This window comes from Enterobacter sp. fkY84-1 (assembly GCF_052974705.1).
This window is the reverse complement of the sequence record NZ_CP169393.1, coordinates 3640435-3666797: the sequence shown is the minus strand read 5'-3', so window position 1 is coordinate 3666797 and position 26363 is coordinate 3640435. Positions and strand designations below refer to the sequence as shown.

16 protein-coding genes are annotated in these 26363 nt (G+C 61.4%); 10 read left to right on the top strand and 6 right to left on the bottom strand.

The features are described from left to right. Positions 1–7: 7 nt before the first annotated feature. From ACEPLT_RS17445 to ACEPLT_RS17430, 4 genes are all read left to right on the top strand, one after another. Positions 8–1561, top strand: coding sequence for a xanthine permease (locus ACEPLT_RS17445; RefSeq protein ID WP_232927391.1), 1554 nt, complete (start codon positions 8–10; stop codon positions 1559–1561). Beyond that, positions 1558–2514: a carbamate kinase family protein gene (locus ACEPLT_RS17440; protein WP_447088291.1), complete on the top strand. Its 957-nt coding sequence runs from the start codon at positions 1558–1560 to the stop codon at positions 2512–2514. The genes ACEPLT_RS17445 and ACEPLT_RS17440 overlap by 4 nt, the downstream gene beginning before the upstream one ends. A gap of 1 nt (position 2515) precedes the next feature. After that, positions 2516–3895, top strand: a complete 1380-nt coding sequence (locus tag ACEPLT_RS17435; RefSeq protein ID WP_165556442.1) for an amidohydrolase family protein — start codon at positions 2516–2518, stop codon at positions 3893–3895. Positions 3896–4021: 126 nt separating this feature from the next. Next, positions 4022–4756 (top strand): class I SAM-dependent methyltransferase, encoded by a 735-nt coding sequence (locus tag ACEPLT_RS17430; RefSeq protein ID WP_063436603.1) that lies wholly within the window; start codon positions 4022–4024, stop codon positions 4754–4756. On the opposite strand, the gene ACEPLT_RS17425 is transcribed toward ACEPLT_RS17430, so the two are convergent. Further along, positions 4750–5352 carry a short chain dehydrogenase gene (locus tag ACEPLT_RS17425; RefSeq protein ID WP_139964080.1) on the bottom strand — a complete coding sequence of 201 codons (603 nt, stop codon included), beginning with the start codon at positions 5350–5352 and terminating at the stop codon, positions 4750–4752. The two genes, ACEPLT_RS17430 and ACEPLT_RS17425, sit on opposite strands and share 7 nt — an antisense overlap. 97 nt (positions 5353–5449) lie before the next feature. On the opposite strand from ACEPLT_RS17425, the gene ACEPLT_RS17420 reads away from it, so the two are divergent. The 3 genes from ACEPLT_RS17420 to ACEPLT_RS17410 all read left to right on the top strand — a co-directional run bounded on the left by ACEPLT_RS17420 (position 5450) and on the right by ACEPLT_RS17410 (position 8134). Continuing rightward, positions 5450–6337: a LysR family transcriptional regulator gene (locus tag ACEPLT_RS17420; protein WP_023294388.1), complete on the top strand. Its 888-nt coding sequence runs from the start codon at positions 5450–5452 to the stop codon at positions 6335–6337. A gap of 20 nt (positions 6338–6357) precedes the next feature. Further along, positions 6358–7539: an aminotransferase-like domain-containing protein gene (locus tag ACEPLT_RS17415; RefSeq protein ID WP_008502551.1), complete on the top strand. Its 1182-nt coding sequence runs from the start codon at positions 6358–6360 to the stop codon at positions 7537–7539. Positions 7540–7624: 85 nt separating this feature from the next. Then, positions 7625–8134 carry a DUF6622 family protein gene (locus ACEPLT_RS17410; protein WP_232927389.1) on the top strand — a complete coding sequence of 170 codons (510 nt, stop codon included), beginning with the start codon at positions 7625–7627 and terminating at the stop codon, positions 8132–8134. Between the two features lie 83 nt (positions 8135–8217). Here the strand turns inward: ACEPLT_RS17410 and ACEPLT_RS17405 are convergent, their stop codons facing one another. From ACEPLT_RS17405 to ACEPLT_RS17390, 4 genes are all read right to left on the bottom strand, one after another. Then, positions 8218–9387, bottom strand: coding sequence for an HlyD family efflux transporter periplasmic adaptor subunit (locus ACEPLT_RS17405; RefSeq protein ID WP_232927492.1), 1170 nt, complete (start codon positions 9385–9387; stop codon positions 8218–8220). 10 nt (positions 9388–9397) lie between these two features. Beyond that, positions 9398–11605 carry a type I secretion system permease/ATPase gene (locus ACEPLT_RS17400; protein WP_232927388.1) on the bottom strand — a complete coding sequence of 736 codons (2208 nt, stop codon included), beginning with the start codon at positions 11603–11605 and terminating at the stop codon, positions 9398–9400. After that, positions 11602–13005 carry a TolC family outer membrane protein gene (locus ACEPLT_RS17395; protein WP_232927387.1) on the bottom strand — a complete coding sequence of 468 codons (1404 nt, stop codon included), beginning with the start codon at positions 13003–13005 and terminating at the stop codon, positions 11602–11604. Before ACEPLT_RS17395 ends, ACEPLT_RS17400 begins: the two co-directional genes overlap by 4 nt. Before the next feature lie 80 nt (positions 13006–13085). Beyond that, positions 13086–23153 carry a BapA/Bap/LapF family large adhesin gene (locus ACEPLT_RS17390; RefSeq protein ID WP_232927386.1) on the bottom strand — a complete coding sequence of 3356 codons (10068 nt, stop codon included), beginning with the start codon at positions 23151–23153 and terminating at the stop codon, positions 13086–13088. Between the two features lie 757 nt (positions 23154–23910). On the opposite strand from ACEPLT_RS17390, the gene ACEPLT_RS17385 reads away from it, so the two are divergent. Genes ACEPLT_RS17385 through ACEPLT_RS17375 form a run of 3 tightly spaced genes read left to right on the top strand, consistent with a single transcriptional unit; the run spans position 23911 to position 25764 of the window. Next, positions 23911–24438, top strand: coding sequence for a tetratricopeptide repeat protein (locus ACEPLT_RS17385; RefSeq protein WP_008502544.1), 528 nt, complete (start codon positions 23911–23913; stop codon positions 24436–24438). After that, the gene (locus tag ACEPLT_RS17380) at positions 24419–24976 is read left to right on the top strand and encodes an RNA polymerase sigma factor (RefSeq protein ID WP_232927385.1); all 558 of its coding nucleotides are present in this window, start codon (positions 24419–24421) and stop codon (positions 24974–24976) included. The genes ACEPLT_RS17385 and ACEPLT_RS17380 overlap by 20 nt, the downstream gene beginning before the upstream one ends. Continuing rightward, positions 24973–25764, top strand: a complete 792-nt coding sequence (locus tag ACEPLT_RS17375; RefSeq protein ID WP_232927384.1) for an anti-sigma factor family protein — start codon at positions 24973–24975, stop codon at positions 25762–25764. Before ACEPLT_RS17380 ends, ACEPLT_RS17375 begins: the two co-directional genes overlap by 4 nt. Here the strand turns inward: ACEPLT_RS17375 and ACEPLT_RS17370 are convergent. Beyond that, complete coding sequence (locus ACEPLT_RS17370; RefSeq protein ID WP_232927383.1) at positions 25756–26316, bottom strand: YceI family protein; 561 nt, start codon at positions 26314–26316, stop codon at positions 25756–25758. The two genes, ACEPLT_RS17375 and ACEPLT_RS17370, sit on opposite strands and share 9 nt — an antisense overlap. Between the last annotated feature and the right edge of the window lie 47 nt (positions 26317–26363).

The following is a 26363-nucleotide window of genomic DNA, read 5'->3' as shown; positions in this document are numbered from 1 at the left end:
TGCATCCATGAAAAACATGAAACTGGAGTGGAAAAGAGGTGACTGGGCGGCGTATTTCGGGTTGATGACCAACAACCTGACCAATCTGCTGACCATGATGGGGTTGCTCATTTTTGTCGTCGGCATCCCGAAGGAGATTGTTTATGGACGCATTGCGCCAGCCTTCGGGCTGGCGGTATTGGCCGCGAGTATTTGCTATGCGTGGTTCGGCATGCAGATGGCGCGCCAGACCGGGCGCACGGACGTCACCGCGCTGCCGTCCGGCCCCAGCGCGCCGTCCATTTTTACCGTGACCTTCCTGGTGCTGATGCCGGTCTATCAGCAAACGGGCGATGCGGAGTTCGCGATTCAGATTGGCCTGGTGTGGTGCTTCGTGGAGGCGATGATCCTGGCGGGCGGTTCGTTCCTCGGTGAAACCATCCGCAAGATGATCCCGCGCACCGTGCTGCTGTCGTGCCTCTCCGGCCTGGGCCTGCTGCTGCTGGCGATGAACCCGATGCTGCAGGCGTTCGAAGCGCCCACCGTGTCGTTCATCGTCCTGCTGCTGATCTTCATCAACTGGTTCGGTAAAAAGCCGATTTTCGCCAAAATCCCGACCGGTTTGCTGTTGCTGATTGCCGGTACGGTCCTGGCGTGGATCTCCGGCCTGCAGAGCCCGGAAGCGATCAAAGCGTCCATGTCATCGTTCGGCTTTAACCCGCCGCAGGTGCATGTGGAGGGCTTCCTGCAGGGCTTGCCGCACGCGCTGCCGTATCTGGCCTCTGCCGTGCCGCTGGGTCTGGCGAACTACATCTTTGACCTGGAGAACATCGAAAGCGCCCACGCGGCGGGGGATGAATACCCGACGCGCAAGGTGATGCTGGCGAACGGTCTGGCGTCGATGCTCGGCTGCCTGATGGGAAACCCGTTCCCGGTGACGGTCTACGTCGGCCACCCGGGCTGGAAAGCGATGGGGGCAAGCATTGGCTACACGCTGGCATCCGGCGTGACCATGTTCATCGTGCCGCTGTTCGGGCTGGGAGCCTTTATGCTCGCCATCATCCCGATGACCGCCATCGTACCGATTCTGGTGTTTATCGGCGTGGTCACCGCCAACCAGGTGGTGAGGGAAACGCCGAAGGTGGAAGTGCCGGTGATCTTCATCTGCCTGTTCCCGTGGATCGCCAACTGGGCGCTGACCATGATGAACAGCGTGATGGGGGCGGCGGGCACCAATGCCGCCAAAATCGGTACCGACGTGCTGCACAGCAAAGGGATCTACTACGAAGGACTCGTCCATCTGGGGAACGGGGCACCGCTCGCCAGTATGCTCTGGGGCTGTATCGCCATTTTCGCCATCATCAATAAACCGCTGCGCGGCTCCGTGGCTGCCGCGGGCGGGGCACTGCTGGCGCTGTTCGGGGTGATCCACGCGCCGGTGGTGGGCTTTGCCGAAGGCAGTTCGCTGATGTTCGTCACCGCGTATCTGATGATGGGCGGCATGTTTGTGGTGAAGCATTTTCTCGACAGCCGGGAAGTGACGAGCGCTGCGTCGGGTACTGTTGCGAAGGAACACGTATGAAAGAGCTTATGGTCGTTGCCATCGGCGGCAACAGCATTATCAAAGACAACGCCAGCCAGTCGATTGAACATCAGGCGCAGGCGGTTAAAGCGGTGGCAGAGTCGGTGCTCGAAATGCTGGCCTCCGACTATGACATCGTGCTCACCCACGGCAACGGTCCGCAGGTGGGGCTGGATCTGCGCCGCGCCGAAATCGCCCACGAGCGGGAAGGGCTCCCGCTGACCCTGCTGGCAAACTGCGTGGCGGACACCCAGGGCGGCATCGGCTACCTCATCCAGCAGGCGCTGAACAACCGTCTGGCCGCACGCGGGGAGCAAAAAGCGGTCACGGTCGTCACGCAGGTGGAGGTGGATAAAAACGATCCCGGCTTTACGCACCCGACGAAGCCGATCGGCGCGTTCTTCAGCGAGGCGCAGCGCGACGAGCTGCAGCGCGCGCACCCGGACTGGCACTTTGTTGAGGATTCTGGCCGGGGCTATCGTCGCGTGGTGGCCTCCCCGCAGCCGCTGCGCATTGTCGAGGCCGATGCGATCAAGACATTGACGCAAAAAGGCTTTGTGGTGATTGGCGCGGGCGGCGGCGGGATTCCGGTGGTGCGCACTGAGCAGGGCGATTACCAGAGCGTCGACGCGGTGATCGATAAAGATCTCTCCACCGCGCTGCTGGCGCGCGAGATCCGCGCCGACGTGCTGGTGATCACCACCGGCGTGGAGAAGGTGTGCATCAACTTCGGCAAGCCAAACCAGCAGGCGCTGGACACGGTGAGCGTGGCGCAGATGACGCGTTACAAAGACGAGGGCCATTTCCCGGCGGGCAGCATGCTGCCCAAAATCGTCGCCTCGCTGGCGTTTTTACACCACGGCGGCAAGCGCGTGATCATCACCTCGCCGGACTGCCTGCCCGCCGCGCTGCGCGGAGAAACCGGTACCCATATTGTGAATGAAGGAAGATAAGATGAGTGAAAATAAAAGCCGCCGTGAATTTATCAGCCAGAGCGGCAAAATGGTCACCGCCTGCGCGCTGTTTGGCGCGACCGGTTCCGTCGCGTATGCTGCCGACTCCGCAAAACCAACCTGCGAGACGGGTAAACCGATGACCATCACCGCGAAACATTACTATCTGGACAACGTGCTGCTCGAAGCCGGGTTTAATTTTGACGGCAACGTGGCGACGAGCACCCGCACCGAGCTGAAAACGCTGGAGATTCAAGACGGGAAGATCGTCGCCCTGCGCGATAACAAGCGCCACGACGACGCCACGCTGCCGCACTACGACGCGGGCAACACGCTGATGCTCCCGGCAATGCGCGACATGCACATCCACCTGGATAAAACCTTCTACGGCGGCCCGTGGCGTTCCCTCAACCGCCCGGCGGGCACCACCATTCAGGACATGATCCGTCTTGAGCAGAAGCTGCTGCCTGAGCTCCAACCCTACACCCAGGAGCGTGCGGAAAAGCTGATCGACCTGATCCAGTCCAAAGGCTCCACCCTCGCCCGCAGCCACTGCAATATTGAGCCGACCTCCGGCCTGAAGAATCTCGAAAACCTGCAGGCGGTGCTGGCGCGCCGCAAGCCCGGATTTGACTGCGAGATCGTGGCGTTTCCGCAGCACGGCCTGCTGCTGTCGAATTCCGAAAAGCTGATGCGCGAAGCGATGCAGGCCGGGGCGCACTACGTGGGCGGGCTGGACCCGACCAACGTCGACGGGGCGATGGAGAAATCTCTCGATCTGATGTTCCAGATTGCGCTGGACTACGACAAAGGGGTGGACATTCACCTGCACGAAACCAGCCCGGCGGGCGTGGCGGCGGTGAACTACATGGTCGAAACCGTGGAGAAAACCCCGCAACTGAAGGGCAAGCTGACCATCAGCCACGCCTTCGCGCTGGCCACACTCAACGAGCAGCAGGTGGATGAGATTGCTACCCGCATGGCGGCGCAGCAGGTGACTATCGCCTCCACCGTGCCGATTGGCACCCTGCATATGCCGCTGAAGCAGCTGCGGGACAAGGGCGTGTTTGTGATGACCGGCACCGACAGCGTAATCGACCACTGGTCGCCGTACGGTCTGGGGGACATGCTGGAAAAAGCGAATCTCTACGCCCAGCTCTATATCCGCCCGAACGAGCAGACGCTCTCCCGCGCATTAGGTATCGCGACCGGCGACGTGCTGCCGCTGAACGACAAAGGCGAACGCGTGTGGCCGAAAGCGCAGGACGACGCCAGCTTTGTGCTGGTGGACGCCTCCTGTTCCGCCGAGGCCGTGGCGCGCATCTCCCCGCGCACCGCGACGTTCCATAAGGGCAATCTGGTCTGGGGTACGGTGGGCTAAAAGCGAGCCGGGTGGCGGCTTCGCCTTACCCGGCCTACTGAAACCCTCAAATCGTAGGCCGGGTAAGCGCAGCGCCACCCGGCAATGTTTTATACTGCCAGTCACATTATTAAAGAGGGATCTGCCATGGCACAAAACATCTACGACAACCCGGCGTTTTTCGAAGGCTACGCCCAGCTTCCGCGCTCGGTGCAGGGGCTGGACGGTGCGCCGGAGTGGCCCGCGCTTAAGGCCATGCTGCCGGATTTAACCGGCAAAGCGGTTATCGATCTCGGCTGCGGCTACGGCTGGTTCTGCCGCGCCGCGCGCGAACTGGGCGCCTCTGAGGTCACGGGCGTTGATATCTCCGAAAAGATGCTCGCCCGCGCAGCGGAGCTTACGGCGGATCCACAGATTCACTATCAGCGGAGCGATCTGGACGCTCTCAAGCTCGACGAAAGCAGCCTCGACCTCGTCTACAGCTCGCTGGCGCTGCACTACCTTCCGGAACTGGACACGTTATTCGCCAGGGTTCAGCGCGCGCTCAAGCCCGGCGGCAGGCTGGTGTTTTCCATGGAGCACCCGATTTACACCTGCGCCTCGCGTCAGGGCTGGCTGACCGACGATAACGGCGAGCGGTTCTGGGGCGTGAACCATTATCAGGACGAAGGCCAGCGCGTCAGCAACTGGCTGGCGGACGGGGTGATCAAATACCACCGCACGCTGGGCACCACGCTTAACGCGCTGATTAAAGCCGGATTAACGATAAGCAACGTCAACGAATGGGGGCCAACGCAGGCGCAGATTGACGCCTGGCCCGCGCTGGCCGAAGAGGCGGAGCGCCCGATGCTGGTGCTGATCGCCGCCCGCAAGGCTCAGTAGCCGACCTTGTACACCCGCCCGGTCTGCACGCCTTCCACGCTGCGACGATAGGCTTGCGCCACCGTGGCGGCAGGCACGCTTTCGAAGCCCGGGAAGAAGCCATCGTACGTGTCGACCGATTCGGTGAGCACCGTTGGGCTAATCAGGTTGATGCGGATCCCGCGCGTCAGTTCGCAGGCTGCGGCGCGAACAAACCCTTCCAGCGCGGCATTCACCGTGGTGGCATTTACCCCCTGCGCAATCGGCTCGTGCGCCACGATCCCGCTTATCAACGTAATCGAGCCGCCTTCGTTCAGGTAGTGCTGGCCGGTCAGCGCCAGACGCACCTGCCCGAGCAGCTTATCCTGCAGGCCCTGGTTGAAGTCACTGTCCTTCATGGTCGCGAGCGGGCCGAAGTAGAGGCCGCCGCTGGCGGACACAATGGCATCCACCGGGCCGATTTTCTCAAACAGCGCCTGAACGCTCGCCTGCGAGGTGATATCCACCTGCTCGTCGCCCTGCGTGCGGCCCACGCGGATGACCTCGTGGCGACGACTCAGCTCATCCGTTACCGCACGACCGACCGTACCGCTGGCACCAATAATGACGATTTTCATAGCCGACTCCTTATGTTGTGAGCCTTCATTCTTTAATAAATTAAAAGTCGGATAAACTGGGCTAAAGTTAGAAGATTGCTAACCAGAGGTTTGGAATATGGATAAGCTTCGCAGCATGGAGACGTTTATTGCCGTGGTGGAAAGCGGCAGCTTCACCGGCGCGGCGGCACGGCTGGAGATGTCGGCGGTGATGGTGGGCAAATACGTTGCGCTGCTGGAAGCACAGCTGGGCACCCGACTGCTGGAGCGTAACACGCGCCGCCAGAGCCTGACGGATGCCGGACGCGTCTATTTTGAAGAAGCCCGACGGGTTCTGGAGCAGGTGTCGATTGCCGAAAGCGCGGTTGAACGGCTGCGTGCCACCCCCGCAGGAACCCTGCGCGTCACGGCGCCTACGTCGTTTGGCGGCTGCGCGATCGCCCCGCTGACGGCAACCTTTTTGCAGCGCTACCCGGAGGTACGCATCGAGCTGGATCTGACTAACCGGATGGTCGATCTGGTGGAAGAGGGCGTCGATCTGGCCATTCGCATTGGCGACATTCACAACGACGATCTGGTGGCGAAATACCTGTGCCCCTACAACATGGTGATCTGTGCCGCGCCGGACTATTTAGCGCAACACGGCACGCCGCAAACGCCAGACGATCTGGTGGATCACCTCTGTCTTTCGCACACGGTGTGGACCGCGCGCAACGAGTGGCGGCTGCCGGGCGTGGAAGGGGAGGTGCGCTGGAAGCGCGATGCCGTTTTACGATGCAATGACGGCTATGGCTTACGCATGGCGGCGCGCGCGGGGGCGGGGCTGTTGCTGCAGCCGGAGGTGCTGGTGGCGGAAGAGCTGGCAAGCGGCAGGCTGGTTCGGGTAATGGAACCGTTCACGCCCGCGCCGAGGCCGGTGCATTTACTGTGGCGTCAGGATTTGCGGCCGCTGCCTAAGCTGACGGAATTTATTGCCCATATTCTGCTAAGATTGGGCACAATATAAAAAAAGAAGGTAATCAAAGAATGTCTGCAAACAAACTCGCCCGCAGCGCGCAGGGCCTGCAATCCTCTGCCATCCGTGAATTATTAAAACATAGCAAAATGGCGGGCGTGATTTCGCTGGGTGGGGGTATCCCAAACCCGGACCTGTTCGATCGCGAAGGGCTGAAAATTGCCTCTGATGCCGTCTTATCGCAGCATTTTGGGGAAGCATTCCAGTATGGCCTGACGGAAGGCGTGCCGGGGCTGCGCGAGGAAATTAAACGCATCTGCGAGGGGCGCGGCATCACCTGTAAGGCCGATGATGTCGTCATTACCTCCGGCTCTCAACAATCTCTGGACGTGCTGGCGCGCGCGTTAATGAATCCGGGCGATACGGTTGTCGTTGAGCGTCCAACCTATCTTGCTGCACTGCAGGTCTTTGGCCTGGCGCAGGCCAACTTTGAATCCGTCGGCACCGACGGTGACGGCATGAAGGTCGATGAACTTGAGGCGTTGGTGGCAAAGAAAACCATCAAAGCGGTCTATATCGTTCCAACCTTTGGTAACCCAGGTGGCGTTACGCTGTCTGAGGCGCGCCGTAAACAGCTGGTGGCACTCTCGAAGCGCTATGACTTCGTGATTATCGAAGACGATCCGTACAGCGAAATTAACTATACCGATGACGTCTTCCGCCCGTTAATTGCCCATGCCAAAGATATCGGCAACGAAGAGAACGTGGTGTATACCTCCACCTTCTCTAAAATCCTCGCGCCGGGTACCCGCGTGGGCTGGGTGGTGGTACCGGAGTGGCTGAAGCGCGCGGTGGTGAACCTTAAGCAAACCACCGATCTGCACACCAGCACGCTGTCGCAGCTGATGACATACGAGTACCTGAAGACCGGCCGTCTGGCCGATCAGATTAAAACGATCCGCGAGGCCTATCGCCAGAAATACCGGACGTTCGCCACGGAGCTGGAAGCCGAGCTGGGCGACGTGATGTCGTTCCACAAGCCGAAGGGCGGCATGTTCCTGTGGGCGAAAATGAACAACGGCATGAACACTACCCGCTGGCTGGAAAAAACCTTAAGTAACGGCGTGGTCTTTGTGCCGGGCGAATTTTTCTACTGTAACGAGCCGGACCAGACAACGCTGCGCATGTCATTCGTCACCCCAACGGATGAGCAGCTGATAGAAGCGGTTCGACGCCTGAAAAAATCGCTGTAAAAGACCTGCGCATAACGGTGGTTTTGCCGTTATGCGCAATACGCGTTCAGGGCGGCACGGGCCGCAATCGTCCATGGAGATCTCCATGTTTGAATTTCTGATCGGTGTTGTGACGCGCACGCCCGTCTGGGTGTGGGTGCTGTTTATCTTCCTTATCTCCCGCGGCCTTAAAGCCCGACGGCCCGCCACCGTGACGCTGGAGCGGCTTGCCATTATTCCGGGCATCTTTCTTATCTGGGATATTTACGATCTGATAGTCTATCGCACGCTGACTCCCGGGACTGTTGCATTGTGGACGGCGGGGATCCTTGCCGGTGCCGCGCTGGGGTATGTCCTGATTAAGCAGGCTGTGATTACCCGCGCAGAGGCGCCGCGCAGCCTTTACCGCCAGGCCGACTACACCGCGCTGCCGTTTATGATGCTGGCGTTCGGGGTGAAGTATGTGCTGGGCGTGATGAGCGCGGTCTCTCCCCAGACGATGCAGCAGCCCGCCATGAGCGCGCTGGCGATCGTCTCCGGCGGCATGTTTGCCGGCGTCTTTATCGGGAAATTTGCGCGCTATGTTGGAGTCTATGTCGCCCGGGTTCCGGTCTGATGCCCTCACCCCAACCCTCTCCCGCAGGGAGAGGGAGAAAACCATGTAGGCCGGGTAAGGCGCAGCCGCCACCCGGCGATTGACTACCGCTCCCTCAGCGCCTCTTTCGCCCGGTTGAACGGTTTAATCATGTAATCCAGCACCGTTTTCTCCCCGGTTTTAATATCCACCGTCGCAATCATCCCCGGCACAATCGAGAAATGCCTGCCCGCCTTATTGACCAGGTAATCCTGGCTGGTGCGGATAAATACCCGGTAGTAAAACACCTCCGGCTTGGCCTCGTCCTGAATAGTGTCCGGCGAAATCGTCTCCACGACCCCGTGCAGCCCGCCGTAAATGGCGTAGTCGTAGGCGGTGATTTTGACCAGCGCCTCCTGGTTCGGGTGGATAAAAGCGATATCACGCGGCGAGAGGCGGGTTTCGATCAGCAGGTGATCGTCCACTGGCACAATCTCCATCAGCTCGCCGTTGGGCGGGATTACCCCGCCGATGGTGGTGACCTTGATGTTTTTGACGATCCCGCGCACCGGAGATTTAACCGTCAGGCGGATGACGGAATCCTGGCGGCCCTTGAGGATCGCCGACACCATATCCACCTCCGCGTTGGCCTTGGAGAGCGCCTCGCGCGCCTGGACGTAATACTGCGAACGCACGTCGGTGAGCTTCAGCTCCAGATCGCTTTTCTGCCGCTGCAGGCGCAGCACCTCCACGTGGCTGGCGGCCCCTGTCTTTACCAGCCGCTGGGTAATGGCCAGCTCTTTGTTAGCCAGATCTAACGCGGCGCGAAGCTCCCGCTGGGTATCCTCCAGCTGCGCGCGGCGCGAGTTGTACAGCCGGGTTTCGTCGGCAATCAGATCCGGCCATTTCGCCAGGGACGGCGGGAATTTCAGCGGCAGATCGTTTACCTCGGCGTAGAGGCGGGCGCTGGAGGCCAGCGAGGCGCGGTAGCGCGCCGCGCTTTCGCCGACGTTTGACTCGGAACGGGTCGGATCAAGCCGCGCCAGCACCTGTCCGGCCTGCACCTGATCGCCCTCGTGGACGTTCAGCTCGGTGAGGATCCCCCCGTCCAGCGACTGTAAGACCTGCTCGCGCGAGCTGGGGATCACTTTCCCCGACCCGGTTGACACCTCATCCAGCACGCCAAACCACGCCCAGACGCCCAGCACCACAAACATCAGCAGCGAGAAGATCACGATCCGACGCGCGCCGGTGTAGCCGCTTTCGGAGTCGAGGGCGTTATCCAGGTCGTCCATTGCCGCCACGTCACGCTGACTGATTTTCATTTTTCCACTCCCGTCCGGTTGCTGCCTGTTGCTGCTGTTGCTGTTGCTGCTGCATACGGCTGTTGCTCAGCGCCTGGGCTTTTGGCGCATCCATCACCAGCATGCCCTCTTTCAACACCACGACGCGCTCCACCAGCTCCAGCACCGGTACGCGATGGGTGGCGACGATCAGGGTGCGGTGCCCGAGCCAGTCGCCCAGCCGCTGGATGAATTCCCGCTCGGTGTGCTCGTCCAGCGAGGCGGTGGGTTCATCCATCAGCACGACATTCGGATCGCGCAGCAGCATCCGCGCCAGCAGAATCGACTGGCGCTGCCCGCCGGAGAGCCCCACGCCGTTTTCCATGATCGGGTAGTCCAGCCCCTTGGGCAGCTTCTGCACGAAGCCCGCCGCGCCGGTCAGCTCCAGCGCCTCGAAGATCTCTTCGTCGGTGGCGCGCGGCATGCCGAGAGTAATGTTCTCGCGCAGGGTGCCGTAAAACAGCCGCGCGTTCTGGGTCATAAAGCCGACGTTGCGCCGCACGTCCGCCACGTCGAGATGCGGCAGGCTGAAGCCGTCGAGCCGCAGCTCGCCCGCCGCCAGATCCATCCCGCCCGCCATCGCCTGCAGCAGGGTCGATTTGCCCGCGCCGTTGCGCCCGAGGATCGCCACTTTCTCACCCGGCCCGATCTCGAGGCGGTTAATGCGCAGCGCCATGCGCGGATCGTCCGGCTGATAGCGGAACTGGGCCTGCTCGAAGAGGTAGTGGCCGCGCAGCACGTCCTGGCGGATCGGCGTCTCCTCGCGCTGGTTTTCGGTGGGAAGCTGCATGATGCTGTCCAGCCCCTCTTTTGCCGCTTTAACCTGCTGCCAGCGGGCCAGCACGCCGCACAGCGTCGCCATCGGGGCGATCATGCGGGAGGCCAGCATCGACGCAGCGACCACCGAGCCGGTGGTCAGGGTACCGTCGATCACCATCGGCGCGCCGACCACAATCACGGCGGCGTAAACCAGGCTCTGGATGGTCATCCCCCAGCTGATCAGGTTCTGCGTCAACTCGCGGGTGCGCAGGCCGGATTCGGCGGTGATCTGGATATAGCTGTTCCACTGCTGCAAAAAGCGGTTTTCCGCCTGCATCAGCTTGATGTCCTCCAGCCCCTGCACGCTCTCCACCAGCACCGCGTTGCGCAGGGTCGATTCATGGGCCGACTGCTTTGCCAGCTCCGCCAGCTTCTTCTGCAGCAGCAGGCCGGGCAGGACCATGATCACCGCCGCGACCGGAGCGATCCACGCCAGCTGCGGGGCGATGATCGCCAGCACCACCACGAACAGTAAAAAGAAGGGCAGGTCGACAATCGTCGAGATGGTGGACGAGGTGACCATCTCGCGGATCTGCTCCAGCTCGCGCAGCTGTGAGATAAAGCTCCCGGTGGATCGGGGAATCGCGCTGTTGCGCAGCCGCAGCGCGTGGCCGAAGACGCGATCCGAGACGCGCATATCCGAGCGCTTGCCCAGCAGATCCATAATGTGGCCGCGCGCCACGCGCAGCACGAAGCCAAACAGGGTGGCGATCAGCACCCCGATGGTCAGGACGTACAGCGTCGGGTAGGACTGGGCGGGGATCACCCGGTCATAGACCTGCATGGAAAAGACGATCCCGGAAAGCGACAGCACGTTGATAAACAGCGCGGCGAGCATCACCCAGCTGTAGGGGCGGAGATCGCGCATCACCAGCCGGTAGAGCCAGTTCGGACGGTATTTTGAGATATAGGCATCCACGCGGCTGTCCTTCAGCGCGGCAAGGGGACGCAGGGCAATGACGTGGCGGATAGCGGGCAGCATGGCCGTCATCGACAGCCGGTTGGTGTAGGTCTGGTCGTCGAAGAAGCTGACTTCCAGCGTGTCGTCGCCGTCGAAGTGCTCGATCGCCCCGACCCGGCCGTCATTCAGCGCCACCACCACCGGCAGACGCCAGCTGTTGATTGACTGCTGGTCAGCGGTGAGCAGCTGAAACGACAGCCCCGCTTCACGGGCGAGCTGGGTGAGGGCGGGCACCATCGGTTTGCCTTTCAGCCACGGTGCGCCTGCGATCAGCGCGCCGGGCGAGCAGGCAACGCGGTAGCGGGTGGCGATAAAGCCAAAGGCCTGCGCCCACTGCGCCAGGGCCGCATCCGTCATGTTTTCACCTTGCGGGATATCACGCTGCTTCATGGCTGGATCTCCACGGTCTGGATGGTGCGGTTATCAAGGTTGAACGCATGACGCAATTGCCCGGTGTTATACAGGCAGTTGAGCTGCAGCTGGTGCAGCTGACCAACGGTCTGCTGCTGGGTGAAGCGCGCCTGATAAACCTCCTGTTCGGCGTTGAGCACGTCGAGCAGGGGGCGCGAGCCGAGGTCCAGATACTGCTGCTGGTACAGTTCGCGGGTGCGGGCGCTGAGCGCCTCCTGGCGACCCTGAATTTGCAGCGTGCTTTGCAGGCTCATCACCTGGCTGCGGGCTTCCAGCAGTTTCTGGCGAACGTCAAGGCGCGTGCGCTGAATGGTGGACTGTGCCGCCTCCACCGCGTGTCCGGCGGCGTTACGCCGGGCGGTGAGGCCGCCGCCCTGGTAGAGCGGCATCTGCACTTTCACCCAGGCGGAATACTGGGTGCGATCCCGCGTGTCGCTGCCCGCGTAGCGATCGTTCAGGTAGTGGCGCACCTCCGGCTCCAGCGAGACGGTGGGCGTCATCTGCGCGTCGGCGTAGTCGAGGTTAGCCTGGGCGACGTTAGCCTGCGCCCAGGCGGCGAGCACCGCAGGGACCAGGCGGTCGTCCGGCTCGGCGACATCGCAGCTGCGGGCCAGCTTTTGCGGAAAGTCGTTGCTGATCGCGTTCAGGCTGTTCCAGCCGAGAAAGCTCATCAGCGTAGCGCGGGCGCTGTCCAGGCTGGCCTGATACTGCATCAGCTGGGCGCGCGCGCCTTCGATACGGGCATCGGTCTGTACCACGTCAGAGAGCGACGTAGCCCCCTCGTCGTTACGCTGGCGGGTCAGCGTGCCAATGGAGGAGAGGGCCTCAAGCTGCTCTTTGGCGGTGTCGACCATCTGCTGCCAGGTTTGCACCTGTACCATGGCGACGGCGGTATCGTGGGCGATGGTGTCGATACTCACCAGCACGTTAGCCTGCTGCTGGGCCACGCCGGCGCTTTCGGCGCGCACCTGGCTGGCCACCTTGCCGAAGTCGTAGAGCATTTGTGAGAGGGAAAGCACCAGCGACGGCGTAAAGCCGTTCTGGTCGCCGTCGTGGGAATACCCGTTGTCCACGCCGGCATTAATCTGCGGATAGTATTTTGACTTCGCGACGTCCACCTCTTCGCTCTGCTGGTAGAGTTTGCCCACGGCTTCGCTGATGGCCGGATGCCAGGTGACGGCACGGTTGACGGCCTCGCCAAGCTGTAATGAACCGGGCGCGGCGTTGCCAGCCACCGGGGCCACGCGGCCGTTGAGCGAGGGGAGTTCCTGCGTTTCGCGAAGCTGTCCGGTATTGATGGTTGCCGCCGGATTTGCGCAGAAAGCGGGCACAGATATCAGGCAGCACGAGAGCCACCAGTAAGGCATCTTCATTCCCATGTCATGTCCCTAATAAAAAAGTACAGCTTTATTATTAATGCCCGGGCGCTGTGCGCCCGGGTCATCTGTTGCAGGTGCTATCAGGTAATGATGTGTTGCTGGTTAACAAGCTCGTCGTACGTGGTCTGAACGTTATCAAGCGTAACGAGTGCAGTATTAGTGTAGGTGGACCCTGCACCATCACGGTCGATGGAGATCACAGTGTTGCTACCGCTTTGTGTGACATGGATATAATTCCCCAACGAGGCGGTATTACCGTCCCAGCCCACCAGCAGATCGCCAATGTCGATCTTGTCTCCCTGCGCCAGCGAGAACCCGGTCCAGTGATCGCCTCCGGCGCTGCTGACGTTACCCGCCGTGGCATTCCCCACCGTACTGTTCAGCACCTGGTAAATCAGCGTATCGCCGTAGGCCGTACCGGTGATGGCGTCGTTATGTTCCGAGCTGATGAACTGCGGCGCCATATTGATGGTCAGCGTGGCGCTGTCCGTTCTTCCTGCAGAGTCGGTCAGGGTGTAGTTGAAGGTCTCCTTCGAGGTCATGGTTGAGAGCGATACCCCGCTGTTCAGGGTATAGGTGTAGTGTCCGTCAGCGCCGATCGCCAGCGTGCCGTAGTGGCCGGTGATGTTCACCGTTGCGCTGCCGGTATACGGATCCAGCGTGGTGGTCACGCCGTTGTAGCCGGTCACGCTCAGACGGGTATCCACCGAGTGGAGCTGATCCAGCACGCCGCCAGAGTCGGTGCCGTCAAAGATATTGCCGTTGACGGTGTGGCTGCCGGTGACGTCGAAATTACTCAGCGAGTAGGTGGTGCCGTTTACGCTTGGCGTGATGGTGATGGTCCCGACGCTGAGCCCCGGTACGCTACCGGTAAAGCTCAGCGTATAGGTCCCGGCGTTGAGATCCAGCCCGGTCAGCGGGACGTCGATACTGCCACCCAGCAGCGAGCCGCCGCTGAAGGAGCCGCTGCGGATCGCGCCGTTGGCATCGCTAATCGTCCAGTTCACCGTCAGCCCGCCCAGCGCCAGCAGCGAGGCCACGCTAAAGTGCAGCGACGCGTTGTGCAGCGCGGTGTTCGGGTCGACCACGAAGGTTCCGCTGCCGCTGCCCTGGGTTGATGAGAACAGGGCCGTCGTCCAGCTGGCGACGCCCACGGTGGTATCCGAGTAGACCGACGTGTGGTGCACCGAGGTAAGGTCCATCGTGGCGCTGACATCGTTGACCGCATTCATTGCCTGCGCGGTTGGGGTGATGTTGAGCGATGCCGTATCCTTCGAGCCGTCAGGCGCGGTAACGGTGTAGACGAACGTATCCGGCGTGCTGATATGGTCCGCGCCCACGCCGCTCCTCAGGGTGTAGGTGTACTGACCGGACGCATTGATGGTCAGCGTGCCGTATTCCCCCTGAATGGTGGTGGTGCCGCTGCTGTTGACCGTCACGCCGTTCACTTCGGTAACCAGCGTGCCCGCTGGAACCGGGTCATTCGCAAGCACGTCGCCGGTGGTCGTTTCGCTGATACTCGCCACGCTGTAGACATGGTCCTGCAGGACGCTCAGCGTGTAGGCCGTCAGGGCGGTGATCCCGGACGCGGTATTCAGCAGGAACAGGTACTCCCCGGCAGGCAGGTTCAGCGTCAGCTGCGGTGACGTGCCCCCCAGCAGCGGCGCGCGCAGCCAGCCCGACTCGACGCGAACCTGCTCGAAGGTCTGGGTCGCATTGTTGAACTTATAGACGTACAGATCGAACACCGATGCCAGCGCCACGCCGCCCACGGAGGCCTGGATGGTCATGGTGCGGGTCGTCCCTTCCTCCACGTTGTAGATAATCGGGTTGGTAAGGTCGTCCAGCAGGTTAAGCCCCAGCGTGCTGCCGAGATTAATGCCCACCAGGGTAAAACCGTTCTGAGACGAGGCGCCGTTATTCACCTCCCTCACGGTGGTGTCAAAGGTCAGGGAGGCCGTGTCGTCCACTGCCACAATGCCGTTGATGACCGTACCGGCACCCAGAGACAGCACCAGGTTTGCCGACGCGCTGACGCCGTTATGGGTGATGGTGTAGGTGAAGCTCTCCGTCCGGCCAACGACCGCGGCGCTGGTATCAGTCAGGTTGTAGGTATAGCTGCCGTCGCGGTTGATGGTCAGCGTACCGTATTTGCCCTGGATCACCGTGCCGTCGGCGTTCACGCTGGTGGTCACGCCCTGCGCGTTAGTGACCGTGGAGATAGTGGTGCCGGCCGGCGCGTTGTCGCTGCCGGCGGTCGGGTCCGTATCGAGGATCACGTTGCCGTTGAGGCTGGTATCGCCCGTGACCGTACCCGGACCGGTCTCTTTCACCGCCACGTCGAGGCTGGTGTAGGAACCTGTCGCCAGCAGGTTGGTGTTGTAGCTCAGCACGCGGTAGTTGCCGTCGGCCAGCCCGGTCAGGTTCAGCGAGACGCCGGTGGCGCCGAGGGTCAGGAGATCGGCAAACTGCGGCTGGCCGGTATCCACCACGGTTGTCCAGACACCGTTGACGTAGTGCTGCACCACCAGCTCAAGGGTATTGAGCAGAGAGAGCACCGCCCCCGTAGCGTTGGCGTTTACCACGATGTCCGCGCTGCCGCCGTTGCCCACCGTGAAGTTCACCTGCGCGGTGTCATTACCGATCAGCGTCAGGACGTTGCCCACGGCGCCGACCAGCAGGAAGCCGTAGTCGCTGTACTGGCTGTTGGTGACGGTCGCCGTGGTGCTGAGGTTCAGCTCCTCAACGTTATTGCTGGCGGAGAGCGGCACCACCGGCGCAAGGGCAGAGCCCGGCAGGGAGGTGTTGCCTGCGACGTCGGTCGCGGTGATCTGCAGCGTCTGACCTTCGATCTGTTTGTTAATGAAGGTGTAGCTGTAGGTGCCGTTGCTGCCCGCAATGGCGGTCACCGTTGAACCGTCCGCAAGGCGGATAGTGACGGTGCTGCCCGCCTCCGCGCTCCCGGTCAGGATGCTACCGTCGGCGTTGAAGGTGCCGGTCGGCGCCGTTGGCGCGGTCGTATCGACGATAATCGTCGTCACGGCTGACGCCACGCTGGTGTTGCCCGCCGCATCGGTGGCCGTAGCGGTAAAGTTATGCGTGCCCTGCGTCAACGTGGTGGTGGTTTGTGGCAGGGTCCAGTTGCCGCTGCCATCGGCGGTGACCGTGCCCACCAGCGTGATGCCGTCGTAGATCCGGACCGTGGCATTCGCTTCGGCAGTCCCGCTCAGCGTTGGACGGGTGTCGTTAGTCGGGTTCGTACCGGTCACGGGCCCGGTGACGCTGCCGACATCATCAATGACCGAACTGATGACCGGCGCGGCTGGCGGGAGGGTATCGACGTTGATGACATATCCGGCGGTGGGGGCGCTGGCGTTGCCCACCGCATCGGTGGCGGTGAAGGTCAACGTGTGCGCGCCGTTGCTCAGCGCCGGAGATGGCGTAAAGCTCCACGCGCCGCCGGTCGCCGTTACGCTGCCGATCTGTACGCCGTTATCAAAGATTTTCACCGTCGACCCCGCTTCTGCCGTACCGCTGAGCGTCGGCTGCGCGTCGTTGGTGAACCCACCGTTGGCAACCGGCGTCGCCGCATTGCCCACGTCATCCAGAATGCTGGTCAGCACCGGCAGCGCAGGCGGCGTGGTGTCGACGGTGAGGCTGAAGCTGGTGGACGACACGCTGGTATTGCCTGCCGCATCCGTGGCCTGCGCGGTAAAGCTGTGCGCGCCCGCGGTCAGCGGAGGGGTGAGCACGATGCTCCAGCTGCCGCTGCCGTCCGCGGTGCCCGTGCCGACCAGGGTGGTGCCCTCATAGATCTTCACGGTGGCAAACGGTTCGCTGGTCCCAACAAGCTGCGGCTGGGTGTCGTCGGTCGTCAGTCCGGACGTGAGCGGGCCGGTGATACTGCCCACGACGTCGATTGCCTGGCTGATAACCGGCGCGTTCGGTGCCGCGGTATCAACAATCAGGGTAAAGCCCGGCGAGGTCGGGCTGACGTTGCCCGCTGCATCGGTGACCGTGGCGGTCCAGGTATGGCTGCCGTTGCCCAGCGGCGCTGATGGCGTAAAGCTCCATGCGCCGGTGCCGTCCGCCTGCACGGTGCCGACCGGCTGTCCGTTTTCATACACGGTAACCGTGGCGTTGGCGGTCGCGGTGCCGTTCAGCGTCGGCGTGGTGTCGTCGGTGCTCTGCCCGGAAGAGAGCGGGGTTTGAATACTGCCCACGTTGTCACCCGCGGTCGAGATGACCGGCGTTAACGGCACGCCCGTATCGACCGTCAGGTTAAACGGTGCCGTTGTGGCGCCGGTGTTGCCTGCCGCATCGGTCGCGTTAAAGGTGATGGCGTGTGGACCTTCGGCCAGATCGCTGCCCGGGGTGAAGCTCCAGTTGCCCTGGGCATTGACCACCGCCGTGCCAATTTCGTTGCCATCAACGAGCACGTGCACGGTAGAACCCACTTCGCCCGTGCCGCTGAAGGTCGGACGCGCGTCGTTGGTGCTGTTACCCGACGTGAGCGTCCCGGTGACCGGACCGATATCATCAACCACGCTGGTCACCACCGGCACGCCGGGGGCTGCGGTATCCACGGTAAAGGCGAAGACCGATGAGTTCGCCGAGGCGTTGCCTGCCGCATCCGTTGCATACGCGCGCAGGGAGTAGCTGCCGTCGCCCAGCGGCGTGGTTGGGGTAAAGGACCAGTTCCCGCTTCCGTCAACGGTCGTTGTACCAATCTGCGTGCCGTTATTCATGATGTGGATAGTGCTGCCCGCCAGCCCGGTGCCGCTGATGGTTGGGGTGCTGTCGTTGGTCACCTGGCCGCTGGTGAGGTTACCCTGGACGCCGCCAGAGACGTCGTCGTTCACATTATCCAGCGTCGGAACCGTCGGAGCAGTCAGGTCAACCACCACGCTCCAGGGGGCGGAGACCGCGCTGAGGTTGCCCTGCGGGTCGGTCGCCCGGACGGTGAAGCTGTGCGAGCCTTCGCCGAGGGCGGTATCAGGAGTAAACGTCCAGGTACCCGTGTTGTCAGCCGTGACCACGGCAATCTGGGTGCCGCCGTCGAAAATAGTCACCACGCTGTTTGCGTCCGCTGTCCCTGTAAGGGTTGGCGTGGCGTCGTTGGTGAGCTCGCCGCTGACCACCGTGGTGGCGGCATTGCCCACATTATCCGTGACGTTGGTGATGACCGGCGTGGCGGAAACGGAATCCACCACGACGGTGAAGCCCGCCGAAGGACCGCTCTGGTTCCCCGCCGGATCGGTCTCGCGGATGGTCAGGACGTGATTGCCCTCTGCCAGGACAGGCGTGGTGTAGCTCCAGGTGCCGGTATTGCCGATTACAACACTGTCCAGCAGCACGCCGTTGTTGTAGATGGAGATGGTATCGCCCACCGCGCCGGTGCCGGTGAGGGTCGGCTGGTTGTCGTTGGTGGTCTGGCCGCTGGTCAGCGGGCCGGTGCCCGGGCCGACGTCGTCAATCACGGCGCCGATGGTCGGCGTGCCCGGCGCGGTGAGGTCAACGGTGACGCTGGCCGCCGGAGAGCGGCCGCTGGTCTGGCCGTTGAGGGTCGCGGTCACCTCAAAGGTGTGCAGCCCCTCGCCAAGCGCGGCTGGGGTATAGCTCCAGTTGCCGCTGCCGTCGGCAGTGACCGTCGAGACGGGCGTCACGCCACCGTCCAGGTAGATAGCGATCTGGCTTCCCGCCTGAGCCGTACCGGTGAGGGTTGGGGTGGTGTCGTTGGTCGTTTTGCCTTTCACGTCGCCGATGATTGGGTCGACGTCATCGTTGATGGCCACGATTACGGGTACGTCAGGAAGATTCGGAAGCGTACCGGTGACGTTGTAAGTTGCATCAACGCTGGTACGTCCGGAAGCATCGGTCGCGGTCACGGTCAGGGTCGCGCCATCCTGCGGGGCCGGGCTGACCGCAATGGAGAAACTGCCGCCGGTCGCCACCCCGGTACCAATGACGTTACCGCCACTATCCTTAACGGTGATGAGTGCGCCTGCTTCGGCGGTGCCGGTCAGCGGTGTACCTTCTGGAGCAAGGCTAAGATTGCCCGGGGCGGTTGGGTCCTGGGTATCCACCGTCACGCTCAGTGACGCTGAACCGTTTGACGGATTGCCTGCCTGATCGACTGACGAGACAGTAAAGGTATGCGAACCATCCAGGAGCGTTGTGCCTGCGGTCCAGCTCCAGCTGCCGTCCGGCTGGATCGTGATCGGCACACCTGACGCAGTACCGTCGACGGAGACGATAACGGTAGTGCCGGGCTCGCCGGTCCCGGTTAGGGTCGGCGTACCGTCGCGGGTGTAGAGCACGTTGTTGGTGAGCTGGCTGTCTGAGACAGCATTAATTTGCGGTATCCCGGGCGCAACGGTATCGAGCGTGACGGTAAAGACCGAACTCGGCGCGCTGAGGTTGCCCGCTGCGTCCACGCCCGCTACGGTAATGTTCAGCGGGCCGTCCGTTTGCGCTGGAAGCGTCAGGCTCCATTCTCCGTTCACCACCACGACACGGCCCAATTCGACGCCGTTGTTGTAGACGATCACCGTCTCACCGTTAACCCCGGTTCCGCCCACTGTCGGCGTGGTATCTGTGATAAAGCCACCATCAGGCGCGCCGCCCACTGCACTAATCACCGGTGTATCCGGCGCCTGGGTATCCACGATGATCGTAATCGCTGACGACGGGTCAGAGACGTTGCCCGCTTCATCGGTGGCGGTGGCAGTATAGGCGTGGCTGCCCTCGGCAATGTCGCTGCCGGGACGCCAGCTCCAGTTGCCGTTGCTGTCTACCGTGACGGTGCCCACAACGGTCGGTGTACCGTTAACGGTGTCAGTGATGTTGATAACGTCGTTTGGCGTACCGGTGCCGCTCAGCACCGGGCGCGGATCGTTGGTGGTGCCGCCATTGAGGACGGGGCCGGTGATCTGGGTGACGCTGTCGGTGACGATCGGTGCCGCAGGCGTAGCCGGCGCCTCGGTATCAATGGTGATAGTGACCGGCTGAGAGGGGGCGCTTTCGTTGCCCGTGCCGTCCATGTTGGTGACGGTCAGAGTGATGTCATAGGTTCCGTTAGGTAGCGGGGTGGCTGGTGTCCATGTCCAGTTGCCGTTACCGTCCACGAGCACATCATCAAGTTTGACGCCGCCGTTGTAGATCGTCACGGTATCACCCGGATTGCCGGTACCGCTCAGGGTCGGCGTGGTGTCGCGGGTGGTTTCGCCCGGATTCAGCGGCGTTGTTGTGCCGTCAGGATTGACGGTAATGGCCGGGATATCCGGCGTGGCAGGCGCAACGGTATCCACCGTCAGTTCAAATGGCGTTGAGATGGTGGTATTGCCCGCGGCATCCGTGGCGTGCACCGTCAGGGAATGCGGACCGTCGGTGAGCGGGGTAACGGGCGTGAAGCTCCAGCCGCCGCTGCCGTTGAGGGTGGCGGTGCCGAGCAGAGTCGTGCCGTCATAGACGGTGATCACCGTGTCTGCCGGGGCGGTGCCCTGCAGCAGGGGGCGAGTGTCATCCGTGGTATCGCCGCTGTTGAGCGAACCCTGTACGCCGCCGACGTCGTCGGTTACGGTGGCGATGGTGGCCGCCGCTGGCGCAGTGATATCGACGTTCAGGGTGAAGTCGTCAGACGGCTGGCTGGTGTTACCCGCCGCGTCGGTGGCGACGACGCTAAAGGTATGAGGACCTTCGTCAAGCGGCGTGGGAAGGGTATAGGTCCAGGTGCCGCTGCCGTCGATCGGGATCGTAATAAGATCGGCACCATCCAGGCGAATAGTGACGGTTGAGCCCGGTTCAGCCGTGCCGTTGAGCGTTGGCGTGGTGTCGTTGGTGCTGTCGCCAGAATTGAGCGCGCCGAGGCGCTCCGGCACATCATCCAGCACCTGGGTAATGACCGGCGCCGCAGGCGCGACGCTGTCAACCGTCAGAGTCCAGGTGTTGGAGACTGGGCCGGAGTTGCCTGCCGCATCGGTCGCGACGGCGGTCAGAGCGTGGGGGCCTTCACCGATTGGGGAGGAAGGGGTAAAGCTCCATACGCCGAGGCCATTGGCAACGGTTGTACCAATTTCAACACCGTCCACGCGCAGGCTGATCGTCGCGTTTGCTTCAGCGGTACCGCTGAGCGTCGGGGTGGCGTCGTTGGTGGTCCCGTTCACGTCGATCGCGCCGGTCTGCCCAGGGATATCGTTTACAACCTGTAAAATCACCGGGGCGCCAGGTGCCGTCCCGTCAACGTTAATTGTCCACGCATTTGATATCCCGCTCGGGTTACCGGCGGGATCCGTCGCCTTCGCGGTCAGCACCCAGGTGCCGTCGGTCAGCGGTGTGGGCGGCGTAAAGCTCCACTGGCCGGAGGAGGGAACAACCACCGTACCGAGGGCATCGCTGCCGTTATAAATCGTGATGGTCGAACCTGCCTCGCCCGTGCCGTTCACGGTCGGTGCCCGGTCGTTGGTCAGCCCATTCTGGGCCACCGGGCCGGTGGTGGCCTGCATGTCATCAATCACCGACAGGATGACCGGGGTCTGCGGCGGGGTAATGTCCGGTGCCGCCGCGGAGGTGGTCGGACTGGTGTTGCCCGCCGTGTCGGTGGCGTCAGCGGTCAGGATTTCGCCGTTGATCCTCGGCGGGCTCAGCGTCAGGCTGAAGTTCCCCTGGCTATCAACAACCACTGTGCCAAGGGTGAAATCGCCTTCACGAATGGTCACCGTGCTGCCTGCTTCTCCGATGCCGCTGATGGTGCCGCCATCATTTGACACCACGAGGTTTCCTGGGGCAGACGGCGGCGTGGTATCCACGGTAAAGGTGATAGGTTCAGAGGCCGTACTCTGGTTTCCGGCGGCATCGGTTTCAGTGACGGTGATCGAATGCGTACCGTCCGGAAGCGGGCCCCCTGGGGTAACACTCCAGGTACCGTTAGGCAGCACCGTCGTTGTGCCAATCGCCACACCGTTATCGTAAATGGTGATGGTTCCACCGGGCTCGCCCGTTCCCGCCAGAATCGGCTGCGAGGCATCGGTAGGCACGCCCGACGTGATTGTTCCTCGGATAATGCCCGTATCGTCGAGCAGCACAATCGCGGTGGGCGCTGTCGGAGGGGTGAGATCGACGGTGAGGGTGAATACCGGTGAGGCTGGTCCGGTGTTGCCGGCGGCGTCGGTTGCCCGTACGGTAATCTGGTGGGTGCTTTCATTCAGGTCGACGGACGGGGTGAATGTCCATGTGCCATTACTGGCGACGACCGCTGTGCCAATGGCTATTCCGCCGTCATAAATCGTCACGGTGGAGCCCGCTTCGGCGGTGCCGGAGAGCTGCGGCCGCCGATCGTTGGTGCTGCCGCCGTTGGTCACCGTCCCCGTCTGAGGGGCGATATCGTCGATTACGCTGCCAATCGTGGGTGCATCGGGTGCGGTGAGATCCGGCGCGGTGACGCTTGAACCCTGGCTGATATTCCCGGCGTTATCCGTTGCGGTGGCGGTTACCTGCTCGCCGTTGGTCAACGGTGTTCCGAGGGAGACGCTAAAGTTGCCGTCGCTGCCCGTTTTTCCTGTACCAATGACGTTGCCGTTCGCGTCTTTCAGCGTGATGGTGCTGCCGGGTTCGGCGGAACCGGTGACTGTTTTACCGTCTGAGGAGAACTTAAGGCCGGAAGGTGCGTTTGGTGCCGTCGTATCCGGATCGGCAGAATTGTTACTGCTGCCATTATCACCACCACCTCCTCCGCCGGTACTTGCCGCGGCCGCGATGCCCCCTGCAGCGGCAATACCACCCAGGGCCCATGGCCAGATGGCGGCGCCACCGGCGTCACTTCCTGACGCCGCAAGCAGCACGTCCGTGGACGCGATAGATTCGTATGTGGCGGCCCCGGTCGGATCTTCAATCCACCATAATGCGCCGTTGCTGTCCTGCAGAACCAGCTGGCTCACGCCCTGCGCGTCCGCCACATAGAAGTTTTTAAGGGTGATCACCTCGCCGGAGTGCAATGTCACCAGCAGGTCGTTACCGCTTCGCGCGAAGTGTGAGACGCTCGCTCGCTCGACGTGAAGCTCAACGACAGAGGAATGGTTCAGCGTAACCTGTGTACCTTCCAGGGTCGTTTCTACGCCAGTAAGTTTTGAAATAACAGAGATTTGGCTCATTTTGTTATTACTCCAGCAGAAGTGTCATGAACGGCGAGCAAGACGAGCCATCTCTGCTGAAGGTAAAGGGCGCCCCCGGCGCAGTTGCTGTTATAAAACAGCGCTCACCGTAGATTTCAGCGCGCACGATGCCCGCCATGCGTCAGAGTGGCAACATCAGAGCGAATCTAATGACTTATGAAAAAAACGTTTAATGGGTGTTTTGTATTTTATAAAACCCTGTAATTAATAGAGGAATTGGTTTCTGGAATATAAAAATGATATAGACAGAAAATGAGGGTTGTGCAAATTAAGCTTTGGTAAATAAAGATGGAAACAATGAGTGGGGCATTAATGGATTGCTCTTTTTTATAATTGTTGTTTTTTATGTGGTTGTTTTTAGCGTCTTTTTGTTTTCTTTTGTGGTGCTGTTATTTAACGTTTACGACCCAGTATGATAATTGGTAGGGAGCATTTTAAATATCATGTCAAACGTTATTATTTAAGCGCGCTTAATGTGTGTTTAAGTTAGGGTAACGTTTTTGATGTAAGATATATTATGTCACTTAGGTAATGAAATATATTCTTGTATAGGGTTAAAACTCTGCTAATGGGCTCAAGGAATAATAACGAGAAAACAAAAAATAACCTGATTTATTACCTTTACAACTGAAGTGCAGGCAGGGTTTTAGGACAGAAAAAAATTCACCGAAGAATGAATAAAAATCCTCACCCGGACGTTTACTGACGTCACTCCCCACTCACCCTGGAGTTTTATATGCGCACAACCTCGTTTCGTTTGATCCCGGTGCTGATTTTTTCTTTGCTGTCCCCGCTGGCGCTGGCCATGGGCAATAATAGTACCGAGAGCAAAACGCCTGATTGTCCTTCCGGACAGGTGTATGACAGCGCCACGCAGAAATGCGTGCCGGACAAGAGCAGCAGCCTCAGCGACCAGGACAAAACCAACTATGCGTACCATCTCGCGAAGAAAGGCGAGTACCAAGCGGCGCTGAACCTGCTGGATTCGCTGAAAAATGGCAACACGGCTGAAGCGTGGAACTATCGCGGGTTCGCCACGCGCAAACTGGGCCGAACGGACGAAGGGATTGGTTATTACCAGCGTGCGCTGGCTATCGCCCCGGATTACGCCAAAGCCCGAGAGTATCTCGGTGAAGCGTGGATGGTGAAAGGACGCCCGGACCTCGCGAAAGAACAGCTGAAGGTCATTGCCGGAATCTGTGGCCAGTCCTGCGAGGAGTACCGTGACCTGCAGGCTGCTATTAATGGACATCCGGAATCCTGATCTTCTCGTGGAGGGAAAACCCATCGCAACCCGTGAGGTTCGTCAACAGCTTGCCGCACACCTGACGCGCCTCTGGCGCTATGGGCTGGTGCTGTCGCGAAACAGGGATATCGCCGAAGAGCTGGTTCAGTCCACCTGCGTGCGTGCGCTTGAAAGAAGCGGCCAGTACACGCCTGGCACGCGCATCGACAGGTGGCTGTTCGCGATCCTGCACTCCATCTGGATCTCTGAGCTTCGGGCACGACACGTTCGCCAGGGGCAGGGATTTGTCCCCAGCGACGAGCTGCTGGCGCCCGACACCCGCGAACAGGATGAGACGCGCCTGCATTACCTGAAGGTGATGCAGCGCGTTAATGCGCTGCCCGAAGCCCAGCGCAACGCGGTATTTTTGGTTTATGTCGAAGGCTTTACCTACCAGGAGGCGGCGGAGACCCTGGCGGTGCCGATCGGTACCGTGATGAGCCGACTGGCGACGGCGCGGGCTTGGCTTGCCAAATCCGCTGACGCACTGCCTCCGGTAAAGGAGAAACGCTCTTGAACGCGCACCGTTTTGCACCGCCCTATAACGACGACGCCATCGTGGCCTGGATAGATGGCGAGATGTGCCGCGCCGACGCGCAGTTATTTGAAGAACAGTTAAAATGTGACGAACGCCTCGCCGGGCGAACCGACGAACTGATGAAAAGCAGTCAGGATTACGCCGGGGCGTTTGCCTCCCTGCTGGATGATGCGCCTCTTGAGACGATGCAGGCGCGTCTTGCGGCACTTCCCGACCCGCAGTCCGCCACGCCGACTGGCGTCAGCCGACGGGCGCTGATCGCCGCCTCGGTCAGTTTCTTGCTGGTCGGCTCCGGGCTGGGCTACCTGCTGCGGCCTGCTGCTGCCCCAGAGGATGAGAATGCCCATATCCGCGACCTCGAAGCGCAATATATGTCCCTGTACAGCGTCGAGACGCTGCTGGATATGGACAGCGCAACGCCGGTTCTGCAGCGCGGGCTGGAACGGGCCGCGCAGGATATCGGCATGACGCTAAACCTGTCGCAGCTTACCCTGCAGGGGGCAGAGCTTAAAATGGTGCGCATGCTGCGCTATGAAACCACCTCTATCGCGCAGATTGCCTGGATCAACCCCGACTACGGCCCGATGGCCCTCTGTATTTCGCCTGTTGATGAGAAGACGACGGCCTCGCTCCAGCAGGAGCAGCGGCACAGCATGAACCTGGCGTGGTGGCTGGAGGCGGGCTACCAGTTTGTCCTGATTGGCCGCAACCCGCCGTCGTATCTGCGGGAACACGCGGAGCAGCTACAGCGCCTGATCTCAGGGTGACGGCACCTTGTTCGTCTGAATCGCAATGGCGATGGCAATACGATCGTCCACGACCAGGGCAAACTTATCCATCCCATAGGACGCGCGCGAGATCGCCGTGGTGGCGTCCAGCGTGGGGGCCTGCGCATGCGGGTCTTTCACCGCGGCCTCCAGGATCACCGGCCGGGCAATGTTTCGAACGGTCAGCGTGCCGAACACCCTGAACCGTCCGGCGCCCTGGTCGACCACGCGAGAGCTGATGAACTCGATGGTCGGGTAGTGCTCCGCATCAAAAAACATGTCGCTTTTTAATTGCCAGGTGAGCAGCGTGTTTGAGGCCACCAGGGTTGCTACGGGAATGGTGACGTGGATGTGGTCGTCAACGTCGTTATCCGGATTGAGCGTTACGGCACCCGTCACGCCGCTGAACGTCGCCCAGGAGAGGATGCCGCCGAAGGCGTGCCACGAGAGCCGAATGGCGGTGTTTTCGGTGTCGATAAGGTAGCTTTTCGGGGCAGCATGCAGGGAAGGGCATAACAGCAGAACGGTCAGAAAGGCCAAAAGGCGATACATAGTGGTTTCTCCGATAAGTGCGCACTGCGTAAACGCCTGAGGTGCTA

Coding starts and splice junctions, on each gene's coding strand:
- ACEPLT_RS17415 (WP_008502551.1), top strand. CDS start 6,358: ATGTCTGCAAACAAACTCGCCCGCAGCGCGCAGGGCCTGCAATCCTCT.
- ACEPLT_RS17390 (WP_232927386.1), bottom strand. CDS start 23,153: ATGAGCCAAATCTCTGTTATTTCAAAACTTACTGGCGTAGAAACGACC.
- ACEPLT_RS17385 (WP_008502544.1), top strand. CDS start 23,911: ATGCGCACAACCTCGTTTCGTTTGATCCCGGTGCTGATTTTTTCTTTG.
- ACEPLT_RS17370 (WP_232927383.1), bottom strand. CDS start 26,316: ATGTATCGCCTTTTGGCCTTTCTGACCGTTCTGCTGTTATGCCCTTCC.
- ACEPLT_RS17405 (WP_232927492.1), bottom strand. CDS start 9,387: ATGGACGACCTGGATAACGCCCTCGACTCCGAAAGCGGCTACACCGGC.
- ACEPLT_RS17410 (WP_232927389.1), top strand. CDS start 7,625: ATGTTTGAATTTCTGATCGGTGTTGTGACGCGCACGCCCGTCTGGGTG.
- ACEPLT_RS17425 (WP_139964080.1), bottom strand. CDS start 5,352: ATGAAAATCGTCATTATTGGTGCCAGCGGTACGGTCGGTCGTGCGGTA.
- ACEPLT_RS17395 (WP_232927387.1), bottom strand. CDS start 13,005: ATGGGAATGAAGATGCCTTACTGGTGGCTCTCGTGCTGCCTGATATCT.
- ACEPLT_RS17430 (WP_063436603.1), top strand. CDS start 4,022: ATGGCACAAAACATCTACGACAACCCGGCGTTTTTCGAAGGCTACGCC.
- ACEPLT_RS17420 (WP_023294388.1), top strand. CDS start 5,450: ATGGATAAGCTTCGCAGCATGGAGACGTTTATTGCCGTGGTGGAAAGC.
- ACEPLT_RS17435 (WP_165556442.1), top strand. CDS start 2,516: ATGAGTGAAAATAAAAGCCGCCGTGAATTTATCAGCCAGAGCGGCAAA.
- ACEPLT_RS17400 (WP_232927388.1), bottom strand. CDS start 11,605: ATGAAGCAGCGTGATATCCCGCAAGGTGAAAACATGACGGATGCGGCC.
- ACEPLT_RS17440 (WP_447088291.1), top strand. CDS start 1,558: ATGAAAGAGCTTATGGTCGTTGCCATCGGCGGCAACAGCATTATCAAA.
- ACEPLT_RS17445 (WP_232927391.1), top strand. CDS start 8: ATGAAAAACATGAAACTGGAGTGGAAAAGAGGTGACTGGGCGGCGTAT.
- ACEPLT_RS17380 (WP_232927385.1), top strand. CDS start 24,419: ATGGACATCCGGAATCCTGATCTTCTCGTGGAGGGAAAACCCATCGCA.